General features: G+C 54.8%; 9 protein-coding genes and 2 pseudogenes. 7 read left to right on the top strand and 4 right to left on the bottom strand.

The genetic code is table 11. The features are described from left to right. The first annotated feature begins 49 nt into the window (after nt 1-49). The 6 genes and pseudogenes from tcuA (at nt 50) to alr (ending at nt 7,802) form a co-directional block, all read left to right on the top strand. Nucleotides 50-1,504, top strand: a complete 1,455-nt coding sequence (tcuA, locus tag PSJE_RS08510) for an FAD-dependent tricarballylate dehydrogenase TcuA (protein ID WP_090454497.1) — start codon at nt 50-52, stop codon at nt 1,502-1,504. After that, complete coding sequence (gene tcuB, locus PSJE_RS08505) at nt 1,491-2,648, top strand: tricarballylate utilization 4Fe-4S protein TcuB (protein WP_090454495.1); 1,158 nt, start codon at nt 1,491-1,493, stop codon at nt 2,646-2,648. The genes tcuA and tcuB overlap by 14 nt, the downstream gene beginning before the upstream one ends. Nucleotides 2,649-2,695: 47 nt before the next feature. Further along, nucleotides 2,696-3,997, top strand: coding sequence for an MFS transporter (gene tcuC, locus PSJE_RS08500; RefSeq protein ID WP_090454494.1), 1,302 nt, complete (start codon nt 2,696-2,698; stop codon nt 3,995-3,997). 498 nt (nt 3,998-4,495) lie between these two features. Next, nucleotides 4,496-5,965 carry a tyrosine-type recombinase/integrase gene (locus PSJE_RS08495; RefSeq protein WP_090454492.1) on the top strand — a complete coding sequence of 490 codons (1,470 nt, stop codon included), beginning with the start codon at nt 4,496-4,498 and terminating at the stop codon, nt 5,963-5,965. A 128-nt stretch (nt 5,966-6,093) separates the two neighbouring features. After that, nucleotides 6,094-6,294 (top strand): annotated as a pseudogene (locus PSJE_RS08490) (transposase domain-containing protein); the annotation flags it as partial. Between the two features lie 278 nt (nt 6,295-6,572). Next, nucleotides 6,573-7,802: an alanine racemase gene (alr, locus tag PSJE_RS08485; protein WP_090454490.1), complete on the top strand. Its 1,230-nt coding sequence runs from the start codon at nt 6,573-6,575 to the stop codon at nt 7,800-7,802. 168 nt (nt 7,803-7,970) lie between these two features. On the opposite strand, the gene PSJE_RS08480 is transcribed toward alr, so the two are convergent. Continuing rightward, nucleotides 7,971-8,393 carry a DoxX family protein gene (locus tag PSJE_RS08480; RefSeq protein WP_090457819.1) on the bottom strand — a complete coding sequence of 141 codons (423 nt, stop codon included), beginning with the start codon at nt 8,391-8,393 and terminating at the stop codon, nt 7,971-7,973. A 110-nt stretch (nt 8,394-8,503) separates the two neighbouring features. Here PSJE_RS08480 and PSJE_RS08475 point away from each other — a divergent pair, with 110 nt between their 5' ends. Beyond that, nucleotides 8,504-9,397: a LysR family transcriptional regulator gene (locus tag PSJE_RS08475; protein WP_090454489.1), complete on the top strand. Its 894-nt coding sequence runs from the start codon at nt 8,504-8,506 to the stop codon at nt 9,395-9,397. Between the two features lie 226 nt (nt 9,398-9,623). Here PSJE_RS08475 and PSJE_RS08470 read toward each other — a convergent pair whose 3' ends face one another. The 3 genes and pseudogenes from PSJE_RS08470 to PSJE_RS32140 form a co-directional block, all read right to left on the bottom strand. Further along, nucleotides 9,624-10,802, bottom strand: coding sequence for a M20 aminoacylase family protein (locus tag PSJE_RS08470; protein WP_090457817.1), 1,179 nt, complete (start codon nt 10,800-10,802; stop codon nt 9,624-9,626). A gap of 398 nt (nt 10,803-11,200) precedes the next feature. After that, nucleotides 11,201-11,986: a methyl-accepting chemotaxis protein gene (locus PSJE_RS32145; protein WP_408003802.1), complete on the bottom strand. Its 786-nt coding sequence runs from the start codon at nt 11,984-11,986 to the stop codon at nt 11,201-11,203. A 72-nt stretch (nt 11,987-12,058) separates the two neighbouring features. Continuing rightward, nucleotides 12,059-13,090, bottom strand: a pseudogene (locus PSJE_RS32140) (HAMP domain-containing protein); the annotation flags it as partial. Between the last annotated feature and the right edge of the window lie 72 nt (nt 13,091-13,162).

Below are 13,162 nucleotides of genomic sequence, written 5' to 3'. Positions count from 1 at the left end.
CTCGCAAGGAGCACTTCGTTCCCGCTTCCTTGCAAATCGAGGAGCGATAATGATCGATGTCTTAATCATAGGGGGTGGCAATGCTGCCTTGTGCGCCGCTCTGATGGCGCGAGAAGCGGGCGCCAGCGTGATGCTGCTGGAAGCCTCTCCGAAAATCTGGCGCGGTGGCAACTCCCAACACACCCGTAACCTGCGGTGCATGCACGACGAACCGCAGGGCGTGCTGATCGATGCTTATCCGGAAGAAGAATACTGGCAAGACCTGTTGAAGGTTACCGGTGGCCTCACGGATGAAAAGCTTGCACGCATTGCCATTCGGGCATCGTCTTCTTGCCGCGACTGGATGCGTTCACACGGCGTGCACTTTCAGCCACCGCTGTCCGGCGCGCTGCACGTGGCGCGGACCAATGCTTTTTTTATGGGCGGCGGCAAAGCGCTGGTCAATGCGTATTTCCGCAGCGCCGAGCGCCTGGGTGTAAAAGTTCGCTACAACACGCAAGTGACCGACATTGAGTTGGATGAGGGGAAATTCGTCGCCGCCCATGTGGGCGAACATGAGGTAGATGGACAGCGTTTCGCCGCAGAACGCATTGAAGCCCGGGCCTGCGTGTTGGCGGCCGGCGGCTTCGAATCCAACCGTGAATGGCTGCGCGAAGCCTGGGGACAGAACGAACGCGGTGAATGGCCATCGGATAATTTCCTGATCCGGGGCACCCGATTCAACACCGGCATTTTGCTACGGCGCATGCTCGAACTTGGCGCAGATGTGATCGGCGATCCGACGCAAGCCCACATGGTCGCGATTGATGCCCGCGCGCCGCTCTACGACGGCGGCATCTGCACCCGAATCGACTGCGTATCGCTGGGTGTGGTGGTCAACCGTGATGGCGAACGCTTCTACGACGAAGGTGAGGATTTCTGGCCAAAACGTTATGCGATCTGGGGGCGTCTGGTGGCCGGACAACCCGGTCAACAGGCGTATTCGATCATCGATCAACAAGCTATTGGCCGCTTCATGCCCCCGGTCTTTCCCGGAACCACCGCCAATACTCTGCAAGACCTTGCCCGCCAGTTGAAGCTGCCTCAAGAAAAATTCGTCAAGACTATCGAGGACTACAACAGCGCCTGCCGCGTTGGCACGTTCGATCACACGGCGTTGGACGACTGCCACACCCAAGGACTGTTGCCCGCCAAAACCCATTGGGCGCGGCCATTGGTGAAACCACCTTTCTACGCCTACCCGCTTAAACCGGGTGTCACGTTCACCTACCTCGGCCTCGCCACCGACGAAACCGCTGCCGTGCATTTCAACGGCAAAGCGAGCCCCAACCTGTTCGTCGCGGGTGAAATGATGGCCGGCAACATCCTGGGCAAGGGCTACACCGCCGGCATCGGCATGGCAATCGGTACTGCGTTTGGCCGCATCGCCGGTGTGCAGGCGGCCGCTTCGGTGGGCTTTGGCGTTTCATCTGCAAACACGGAGTCTCGACATGCAACTGTTTGATCCCCAAGCATCGGGCGGGTTGATCCCCGTGTTGAATCTTGACGAAAGTGAAGTCCAGCGGCAGATGACCATCTGTAATGCCTGCCGTTATTGCGAAGGTTTTTGCGCGGTATTTCCTGCGATGACTCGGCGTTTGGAATTCACTCAGGCCGACATCCATTACCTGGCGAACTTGTGCCATAACTGCGGCGCGTGCCTGCACGCCTGTCAGTACGCCGCCCCACACGAATTCGACGTCAACATACCCAAAGCCATGGCCAAAGTGCGCCTGGATACTTACGCCGAATACGCCTGGCCGCAAGTGATGGGCAGGTTGTATCAGCGCAACGGCCTGACCCTGGCGCTGGCTTCCGGTGGGGGACTGGCCTTGTTTTTATGCCTGACCCTGATGCTCATGGGCAACCTGTTCACGGCCATTCCCGGGGGCGACTTCTACAAGATTTTCCCGCATAACACCCTGGCGCTGATGTTCGGCACAGTGTTCGGCTTTGCGGTACTTGCCCTGACCATGGGTGTACGGCGCTTCTGGCGCAACGTTTCACCGGTCGCAGCGCCACTGCCGTTGAAAACGTCCGCTGCATTGGAGGCTACGGCCAACGTCGCGAAGCTCAAATACCTGGACGGCGGCCATGGCGAAGGCTGCAACAACGCCGACGATCAGTTCACCTTGTGGCGACGCCGATTCCACCACCTCACCTTCTACGGCTTCATGCTGTGCTTCGCCGCCACCGGTGTCGCCACGCTCTTTCACTATCTGCTGAAGTGGTCGGCGCCTTATCCGATCTTCAGCTTGCCGGTGATGTTGGGTATTGCTGGTGGCATCGGCCTGCTGATCGGCCCGGCGGGTCTTCTTTGGCTGAACCTGCGTCGCAACCCTGCGCACGGCGATGAGAAGCAAAAACCCATGGATCGCGGCTTCATCGCGCTGCTGTTTCTGGTCAGCGCAAGCGGACTGGCGCTACTGGCTTTGCGTGAAACCAGCGCCTTGGGCTTGATGTTGGCTATTCATCTGGGCCTGGTCATGGCGTTTTTCTTGACCATGCCCTACAGCAAATTCGCCCATGGAATATTCCGCAGCGCAGCGTTGCTCAAACACGCCATCGAGAAGCGTCAACCCAACCCGATCAACGCCGGCAGCGACTGACGGCTAAAGCACTCATTCCAAAAACAATAGTGAGCATAACGGTAGCCATGATGAAAACGACAACGGCAACAACCCGAGCCAAGGGGTCCAAATTGGGCGCCATTCTGCGGGTCACCAGCGGTAACTTTCTCGAGCAGTTCGACTTCTTTTTGTTCGGGTTCTACGCGACCTACATCTCCCAGACCTTCTTTCCAGCCACCAGTGAGTTTGCCTCGCTGATGATGACCTTCGCGGTATTCGGCTCCGGATTCCTGATGCGTCCGTTAGGCGCCATTGTGCTGGGGGCGTACATCGACAAGGTGGGCCGTCGCAAGGGGCTGATCGTGACGCTGTCGATCATGGCCGCCGGTACCGTATTGATCGCCCTGGTGCCGGGCTATACCGCCATCGGCGTGGCGGCACCGATTCTGGTGTTATTGGGCAGGCTGCTACAGGGCTTCTCCGCCGGCGCAGAAATGGGCGGTGTTTCCGTGTACCTAGCGGAAATTTCCACCCCCGGTCACACCGGTTTCTACACCAGTTGGCAATCGGCCAGCCAACAGGTAGCGATCGTCGTCGCGGCCGCGTTGGGCTACACGATCAATGCCACGATGCAAGCCGCTGAGATCGCCGATTGGGGGTGGCGAATTCCGTTCTTCATTGGCTGCGTGATCATCCCGTTCATTTTCATTATTCGCCGCTCACTGGAAGAAACCGTTGCCTTCACTGCGCGCAGCCATCGCCCAACCACTCGCGAAGTTTTTCGCTCGATGCGTGACAACTGGCGCACCGTGCTGGCGGGCGGCTTGCTGGCGTCCATGACCACCACCACGTTCTACCTGATTACAGTCTACACACCGACGTTTGGCAGGACAGTACTGAACTTGAGCACCACCGACAGCCTGGTGGTCACACTGCTGGTCGGCATCAGCAACTTTATCTGGCTGCCTATCGGCGGCGCCCTTTCCGACCGCATTGGCCGGCGCCCACTTTTGCTGGCGATATCGTTGCTGTGCATCTTCACCGCCTATCCCGCCATGCACTGGCTGGCAGAGGCGGCGAGTTTCGAACGACTGCTCGCTGTTCTGCTGTACTTCTCATTCTTCTTTGGCATTTACAACGGCGCCATGGTCGCGGCACTGACCGAAGTCATGCCACAGAACGTGCGGGTGGTCGGGTTTTCACTGGCCTTCAGTTTGGCCACCGCGGTGTTTGGCGGTTTTACCCCAGCAATCTCGACGCTGCTTGTCCAGGCCACGGGAGACAAGGCATCACCTGCCTACTGGCTGATGTTCGCGGCGGTGTGCGGATTCACGGCAACGACGATTCTGTATCGTCGGCAAAAAGCTTTGGCAGTCAGAACCGTTTAGTTCCTCAATCGCCGACGCTTGCCACGCGTCAATCCACGGCGGGAACCGAACTAATTTCGGCCGGTAACGTAAGGCAGAAACCGGCCAATAGCACCGTTAACATGCGACAGGGATTATCCCAAAAACAGTCGTCAATTCACTCATAAAGCAGGGACCATAGCCCTCCCCCAGGACACATTCCGGCCTTGATATCTGCTGAAGATTCCACCCAGAGCCAGTCGTTTTGTAGGGGTAAAAACGCAATAAAATAAAAAGGGGTCGCGAGATAAAATCTCGCAACCCCTTGAATTATATGGTCGGGACGGAGTGATTCGAACACTCGACCCCTAGCACCCCATCTCCTTTTTCATACTTCTTGAAAGACTCCGAAATTTCACTCTGGATTTTTCTAAGCTAGTATTTACTTGAGCTCCAGCGGTGTTCTGCTCTACGAGAGTCCAGTAACGTCCATCAAGAGCCGACGTTTTTGTGGGGGTAAAAGTAGGGGGAGTCCATTTCATGGCTAAAATCACCATCAAAGAACTCGAGTCGCTGACCGCCAATGATGCCGGCCGGATCCTCCGGGAGGATGGCAATCTCGCGGGTCGAATTTCCCTGCGTAAGGACGGCGTGTCGGTCAGCTTTTTCTATCGCTATCGGTGGGGCGACCAGAACAAAGAATACGCCTGCGGGTCCTGGCCACGCAAATCCCTGACGGACATCCGCAAGGCCCGCAACCAGGCTAGGGCGCTCATCGATGAGCAGATCAATCCCAACGAGCAGAAGAAAACCGCCAAGGCACAGGCATACGCCGCAGCTAACGTAGAGGCCGAACATGCAATAACGACGAAGGTGCAAACGCTGACCGTCCAGGATCTGGCCAGCGCCTGGCTGTTGGATGGCGTCGCGCGCAAAGACGGCAATGCCGAGTTGCAGCGCCGTTTTAACAAGGACCTATTCCCGGCACTTGGCAGGACCGCGGTGAACAATGTTTCCGAACACGATGTTCGGGCGCTGATCCGCACCGTGGTCAACCGCGGCGCTCACCGTCAAGCCATCAGCTTCTTCGCCGACCTCACCCAGATGTTCAGCTGGGCTAGAAAGCGCCAACCTTGGCGGGCGTTACTGGTTGAGGGTGATCCGACTGAGCTGGTCGACATCTCCCCCCTGATCCCTGCCGACTACGAAGCGGAAAGAAGCCGGATCCTTTCCCCGGCTGAGCTGTTGGAACTGCACACCCGCTTCCAGCAAATGACTGCCGATTACGACGCCCTCCCCGCGGGCCAAAAATACGACGGCATTCGACCGCTAAAGAAGGAAACACAGCTTGCGCTCTGGATCAGCCTGGGCACGCTATGCCGGATTGGCGAGTTGCTGCAGGCCGAATGGAAAAATGTCGATCTAGACCAGCAGACCTGGTTCCTCCCCAGCGAAAATGTCAAAGGCACCCGTGGCAAAAAACAAGACCACCATGTCTTCCTCTCCCCCTTCGCCCTGCATTTCTTTCAGGAACTCAAAATCCTGACGGGCGACTCGCAATGGTGCTTTCCGAACAAGCTGGATGATGGGCATGTGGATGTGAAAGTGGTGAGCAAACAGGTCGGCGATCGCCAGGCCCGGTTCAAAAACCGCAAGGCCCTCTCCAGACGGTGCCATGACGATACGCTGGTCCTTGCCGACGGCCAAAACGGCGACTGGACGCCGCATGACCTGCGCCGCACGGGCGCGACCATGATGCAGGCTTTGGGGGTCAACCTGGACGTCATCGATCGCTGCCAAAACCATGTGCTGGCCGGCTCCCGGGTGAGGCGCCACTACCTGCACCACGATTATGCCGAAGAGAAGAAGTGTGCCTGGAACCTGTTGGGCGATCGACTCAGTGCCGTGCTGTCCTCAACCTATAAGCACCCACCTTCCGAGTCGATGCTGTCTTTTCCAGCGTACGCCGCAACAGGATCCCTACCGCTGTTGGCGCCGACGCCGAATTAACCCCATTGCCGAGATGTCACTGACCCAGTCTATTCCACGCGAACTATTGCCTGTGCAGGATTTTTTCCGTTTTAGAGGTAGGTCAGTCTTGCGTCGGCACGTGGGTCAATTCGGCATCGGCGTCAACACCCTTGGAAATGATGCTTTGGTGCGTCATCTCCATGGCGTTTTTCCGGCGCATGTCGGCGTGGAATGTGGTCAGTCGCATGAACATCATGCTGCCCGGGCAACGTCCGCTGGTCGTGCCCAGCGCCGTAGTCCAGGCCCGTCAGCGATTGGGCAGCGAGGCCGTACGACAAGTCTTCGATCTGACGCAGAAAAGCTGGCATGAAGTAGCCAGCCAGCGGCAACAAACAACCCACAGTAGGTGCTTCATCAGTTACCTCCCCTCTCACGAACTGCTCCCACACCGCCCCGCCCACCTGGAAGAAACAGCAAAAACACTAACTTCAGAATAACCCGCACGAGCAGTTAGCTTGCTACAACAAGCAAAACGCTCAATGCAGCAAGCCATTTGCCAACTGGCACCTATGCATTGAAGGTGTAGCATTGAGTGAATAACACGAAACCAACTCCCCCTGCAAAAAAGTACTCAAAGGATGAAATAATGAAAACAACATTTTCTCACTTTGCCGCAGTAGGTCTCATTGCACTTGGCACTCAGGCTGTCGCTGCACCGCTGCTACAGGAGTACAACTTCAAGCAGGACGTAAATGCAACAATATCCCAAACAAACGCCTGGTTAGAGATCAGTAAATCTGCTTTCAAGCAAAATATCGAACTCGTAAAAAGCAGATTATCGAAAGGCAGTAGCTTGTGCGCTGTGATGAAAGCAGATGCTTATGGCCACGGTATCGCATTATTGATTCCGACGATCATAGAAGCGGGCATTAATTGCATCGGCATTGCGAGTAATGAAGAAGCGCGAATTGCCAGAAAAGAGGGCTACACAGGAAAAATAATTCGCGTTCGGCAAGCCACGGAGGGAGAAATCGTCAGCGCATTGCCTTATGACATTGAAGAGCTTATCGGCAATGCACAGGTAGCCCGAGCCATCAGCACGCTGGCAGAACACAATGGCAAGCCCATCAAAATTCATCTCGTTACCAATGCGGGCGCCATGAGTAGGAATGGCTTGGAGCTTGCCACCGAGCAGGGCAAAAAAGACGTGCTGGAAATCACCTCAATGAAGGGACTGAAGGTCACCGGGATCATGACGCACTTCGCCGTCGAGGATAAGGCCTTCGTCATGGAGGCCTATGACAAGTTCATGTCGGAGCAGGACTGGATCATCAAGACAGCACACTTGAACCGTGACGAAATTACCGTTCATTGTGCCAACTCGTTCGCAACGCTTGACGTCCCGGCAACCCACTTGGACATGGTGCGCGTGGGCGGAGCACTTTACGGCGATTTGATCGGCCGCGCCGAGCTGAAACGCGTCATGTCACTTAAAAGCAAGGTTGCTGCGGTCAACACCTATCCTGCCGGAAACACAGTGGGTTATGACCGCACCCTCACACTGACTCGAGACTCCAGGCTCGCCAACATCCCAGTAGGTTACTCAGATGGCTACCGCCGAGTGTTTACCAACAAGTCTTTTGTCGTTATCAATGGCGTGAAAGTGCCCACGGTCGGAAAAATCTCGATGAACACAGTTATGGTAGATGTGACCGACATAAAAAACGTCAAGCCCGGCGATACCGTAACGCTCTATGGCAAACAAGGCGATGCCGAGATTACACAAGCTGAATTGGAAGACATCAATAACGGTGCATTGCTCGCCGATGTTTACACCATGTGGGGCACCTCAAACATTCGAATACTGGTCGACTAAAGCAAGAGGCCCGTAGCATGTGATGAAAAGCCACCTCATCAGGGTGGCTTTTCATTGCGCAGTTGCACTGATCCGCCAGTTGGCCAAAAACCGCACCAGAGTTCAGTTGGCAACGGAGCTTCGGCCTGGGCAGCGGTCATGGTTTTTTCAGGACGTCTGTTCCGTCTTTCAGCTGGCGGCATTTTTATCCGATGCACGCTGCGGCGTTAGGGCATAAGCACCATCGCCACACAGCGCGATAGCAATCAGCACCACCGTCCAGAATGCCGGGTACTCCCAGCCCCCGCCGGTACTGCTGAACAACCAGCCATTACCCGAGTGCGCCCAGGTGGCACCCAATAAAACAGGAATGGCCGCCAAGGCCGCATAGCGAGTTTTAAAGCCCAGCACCAGCATTGCACCCGTGGTGACCTCAACTCCGAGAACCAGCCACGCCAACACACCCGGCAAGCCAATCGACTCAAAAAAACTTGAAGTACCTGACATTGTAAAAACGAAAACCTTTAAATATAGAGAGTGCGCCAGCAACGCAATACCAGCTGTCAGCCGAAGCAATAAAACACCATAGGAGATACCTTTAAAATCGTCCATACAACTTCCAAAATAACACTGACAGAGCACGTTGCGCTGCCTTCCGAATATATTGTTGCGAGTAATCAGCAACCCTACAATCTGCAATTTAGCTATTACGGACTGCATATATGCACACTTGGGACTGGGACGATCTACGCCTGATACTTGCCGTTGCCGAACACAAATCTTTTGCCGCTGCCGGACGCGCACTTCATCTTAATCACACCACCGTGCTGCGGCGTATCAATGCGTTCGAAAAACTTCATGCATTTCGACTATTTGATCGCCTCTCGACCGGCTACACAATGACTGACGCCGGAGAAGAATTACTGCAGACAGCACAAATCATGAATATCGCCGTCAGCGAACTGTCCCGCAAACTCGAAGGCAAGGATCTGCGATTAGAGGGCATACTCCGCATTACCACCTGCGATACTTTAATGGCATCCATTTTACCGAAGGCACTTGGAGGGTTCAGTGAACTCCATCCCGAGATATCACTTGAAGTGACCACCGGCAATTTCATCAGCGATCTGGCCCAACGGCATGCAGATGTAGCAATACGAACCAGTGACAGTCCTCCCGACGCATTGATCGGTAGGCGTATCGCCGATGTCGGGTTTGCCGTTTACGCTGCCAGGGGATTTTCTGAGCGTCATGGGAGCCTTGATCCAGCGCACTTCAATCGATGGCTTGCCCCGGATCTCGCACTTGGTCAAATGGATATTGCAAAATGGCTGCGTGCCAGCGTTCCTGCAACGTCCATTGTTTTCAAGGCCGACTCTTTGGTCACCCTTAGGCAAGCAGCGCTGGGGGGCTTGGGAATAGCCGCACTTCCCTGCTATTTGGGAGATTCAACCCCTGGGCTAGAGCGGGTCCCGTTCGTAGGACTCAACGCCCTCAAAACGGGACTTTGGGTCCTCACCCATCAGGACCTGAGACATACTGCTCGGGTGCAAGCCTTCACCCGCTTTTTGAATGAAGCACTTCAACGTTCCTGGCCTGGACCGACAACCACATGACCGTTGAGCGGAGTGACGTACTTCAGATGGAACGTAACCTTGCGTACCGTTCAATTGCGATTTTTCCGGACAGTTACTTTCTTTATTCATGGGGGGCTTGCCGGGGAGGCAATCCCTGGTTTTCACCAGTGCCGCAATCATTGCGCTGGTGACTGTGCTGCTGCTCCTGTCTCTCACTTACAAATGCTACTGGATCGGGTAAGTACTGCACCTGATCTCAACCAACTCAAACCAGAAACTGTTCAACTAACCGAACCCAGTAACTAGCCCCCGTCCCCAGGCAGTCATCGTTGAAGTCGTACCCAGGATTATGCACCATGCACCCCCCTTCCCCATCACCATTACCGATAAAGAGATAGCTGCCAGGACAATGCTCGAGCATCACTGCAAAATCTTCACTGGCAGCAATAGGTGCCATGTCTTGAATCACCCCCTCTTCACCCAACCAATCAACAGCGACCTGTCGGGCAAACGCAGTAAGCTGAGGATCATTGATCAAGGGTGGCAATGATTCTTCCCTATCAACCTCCACACTGACACTGGCACCGAAGCTAAGCGCCTGAGCTTGGGCAACCTGGACAATCCGCTTGAGAAGGTCGGCACGAACGTTAGGCTTCAAGGCGCGCACACATAGTTGGAGTAGTGCATGCCCCGGAATGACATTGGGCGCCTCACCAGAATGAAAGGAGCCCACAGTGATCACCGCCGTCTCCAGAGGATCCGTATTGCGCGACACAATACTCTGCAGTGCCATGACAATTGCCCCTCCAGTAAGTATGGGGTCAATGGCTTTATGTGGCATTCCGCCATGCCCGCCCGTACCATCAATTCGAATTTCAACCGTATCGGTGGAGGCCATGAACGGTCCGGCCCGAAAACCCAACTTCCCTACTGGCAACCCAGGCATGTTGTGCATACCGAACAACGCATTACAGGGAAATCGCTCCAGGAGACCATCATCCAGCATTTTCTGCGCGCCCCCATCGCTTTCTTCGGCGGGCTGAAAGATGACCACCAGCGTACCGTTGAACTGCCGGCTGTTGGCTAGGTGCTGCGCGGCAGCCAGCAGCATTGCAGTATGGCCGTCATGACCACAGGCATGCATAGCGCCTGGATGCTGGCTCGCATAAGGCAATCCGGTCTGCTCCTGAATCGGCAGCGCATCCATATCTGCCCGAATACCAATGACCTTACTTCCACAACCTTGCTGCAAACGCCCTACAACACCAGTCCCCCCAAAGCCACGATGCACCTCAAACCCCCACGACTCGAGCTTGGCAGCAACCAGATCTGAGGTTTTGAACTCCTTAAGGCTGAGCTCCGGATAAGCATGAAGCTGACGGCGCAACTCAATCATTTCAGCTTCAATGGCACGGATACCTGGCAACATGGGTCGAACGGTCATGGACTTCACCTTTTTCATGTAAGGGAGGCTCGCCTGCAAAGTGCGAGGATATAAAGCACATCAACGTTAAGTGCTGCAAACTCTGCTCAATCACAGGCAGGCAGCTGTATTGTCTCGCGAGTCGTGAAACGCATCATGACGCGCCTACCTCGAGCGAGTTTGTAGCGCGCAATGGTTAATACCTGAGCCGTCGCTGGTTGATCTGGGAGGTACGTTTCGCGCCTGCTATACACGGCCAAGAATGTTTCTTGTAGCAAGTCCTCGATTTCACTTGGTTAACGCTGAAGTCTATTACGCAGAAATCCACGCGCATGAACACTTAGTTCAGTATCAAGAACTCAGGGTTCCCACTGAGCAGGAAAAACCATTAATAATCAGCAGCGTTCGATGTATTCAACTTAAGTACGGAAGCTATCCACCAGATGTTTGAGTCGGCTGGCTTGTTGCTCAAGGTCATCACAGGCGAGCAAGGTGGCCTGGAGATTCTCCACGCCTTCTTGGTTGAGGGATTTGATCTCGGTGATGTCCATATTCAACGAGTCGATTACAGCGGTCTGCTCTTCAGTAGCAGTGGCTACAGACTGATTTATGCCATCAATTTCGCCAATACGCTGAGTAACGCTCCCTAGTCGCTCGCCAGCCTGGTTGGCGATAACCACACCTTCATGGCTATAGCGCTCGCTTTCGCTCATAGTGCAAACCGCCTCACGAGCGCCGACCTGAAGCTCCTCAATCATCGTATGAATTTCTTGTGCCGATGTCTGAGTGCGGTAGGCAAGACTGCGTACTTCATCCGCCACCACAGCGAAACCGCGACCTGCCTCGCCCGCGCGCGCAGCCTCGATAGCGGCGTTGAGCGCTAGTAGGTTGGTCTGTTCGGAAATGCCCTTGATCACTTCAAGGATCCGACCAATGCTCACCGTCTTACCATTCAGCGTCTCTATGTTGCTGCAGGATGCACGAATTTTTCCTGACAACTCGTTCATGGCGTTGATCGTCTGAGCTACCACTTGCCGGCCACCCTCAGCCTGAAGGCGTGCATCTGACGCCTGAAGTGAGGCATCACCGGCATTACACGCGATTTCCTGAGCGGCTGCACCCAACTCGTTGATCGCTGCTGCAATGCTGTTGGTGCGATTGGCCTGTTGGTCGGAGTTTGCTATGGATGAGCTGGAGGCAAGCATCACTCGCTTTGCCACTTCGTTGACTTGTTCGGTCGCTGATGAGACTTCGCGTATTGAATGTTGGATTCGCTCCACGAAAAGGTTGAAGTCGCAGGCCAATTCTCCAAACTCATCTTGAGAATGCACGGCCAAACGTCGGGTCAGGTCCCCCTCCCCATGGGCTATATCGCGCATGGCTTTGCCCATTAACCTCAGAGGTTGCATCAGTACGCGGATTAGTATGCCCAGCAGAAGCAACGTGATTAGCACGGCAATCAGAGTGGCGAAAATAGCTGAAGCGCGGAAATCGCCTAACGCCTGATAGGCTTTTTTCTTGTCGATGGACAAACCGATATACCAGTTGACCGAGGGCAGCCCCTTGATCGGCGAGAACATCAGAATATAAGGAACACCCGCCTGCTCAGGCTCACTGAAATGGGTGCTGATAGCGGGTGTGTCTTGCGGATAGATATCGATAAGATTTTTCATCACCAAGTCTTTATCCGGGTGAGCAAGTATCTTGCCGTCGGCACTGACCAGGAAGGCATAACCGATGCCGCCCAGATCGAGCGAACTGACAATTTTCGCCAGGGTATCCAAAGTCAGGTCACCACCGACCACACCGAGAGGTTGGTTTCCATGGTGAACCGGAGTAGCGATGGTCATCATCAACTGGCCAGTGGATGCATCCAGGTACGGCTCAGTCAAAGTCGTACCACCAGCTGCCAAAGCATCCTTGTACCAAGGCCGGGTACGCGGGTCATAATCGGCGGGCAATTCGTCTTTTGGTCGCATCGCAAAGCTGCCGTCGATACCCCCAAGATAGGTGAAGTTAAATGTTGAAAGCAGCGTCTTCTGTTCCAGCAGGCGCACCACACTGTCCGGCGTATTGTCGTTGGCAACAGTCTGAGCGACGGTGTCTATTAGCAAAACACGTCCAGACAGCCAAGCCTGAACATTGCTTGCAGCAATTTTGCTCATCCCCTCAAGGTGGCTTTCGAGGTTTGTATGTATAGCGTCACGCTGAAAATAATCGTTGTATAGTGTGAATAATGAGAATGCTGCAATGACTACGAGCGATGCGGCGAGCAGAACTTTGTGGCTGAACCTTAAGTGGACAGTCATTGGAAATTTACCCGAGATTAAAAATTTCTGTTTTTATTATTTAACTCCAACGGCAGGCCTTTAAGACCTGCG

The organism is Pseudomonas jessenii, assembly GCF_002236115.1.
GTDB lineage: Bacteria > Pseudomonadota > Gammaproteobacteria > Pseudomonadales > Pseudomonadaceae > Aquipseudomonas > Aquipseudomonas jessenii.
The sequence above is the reverse complement of the archived record's forward strand: the minus strand, read 5'-3'. Positions and strand labels throughout refer to the sequence as shown.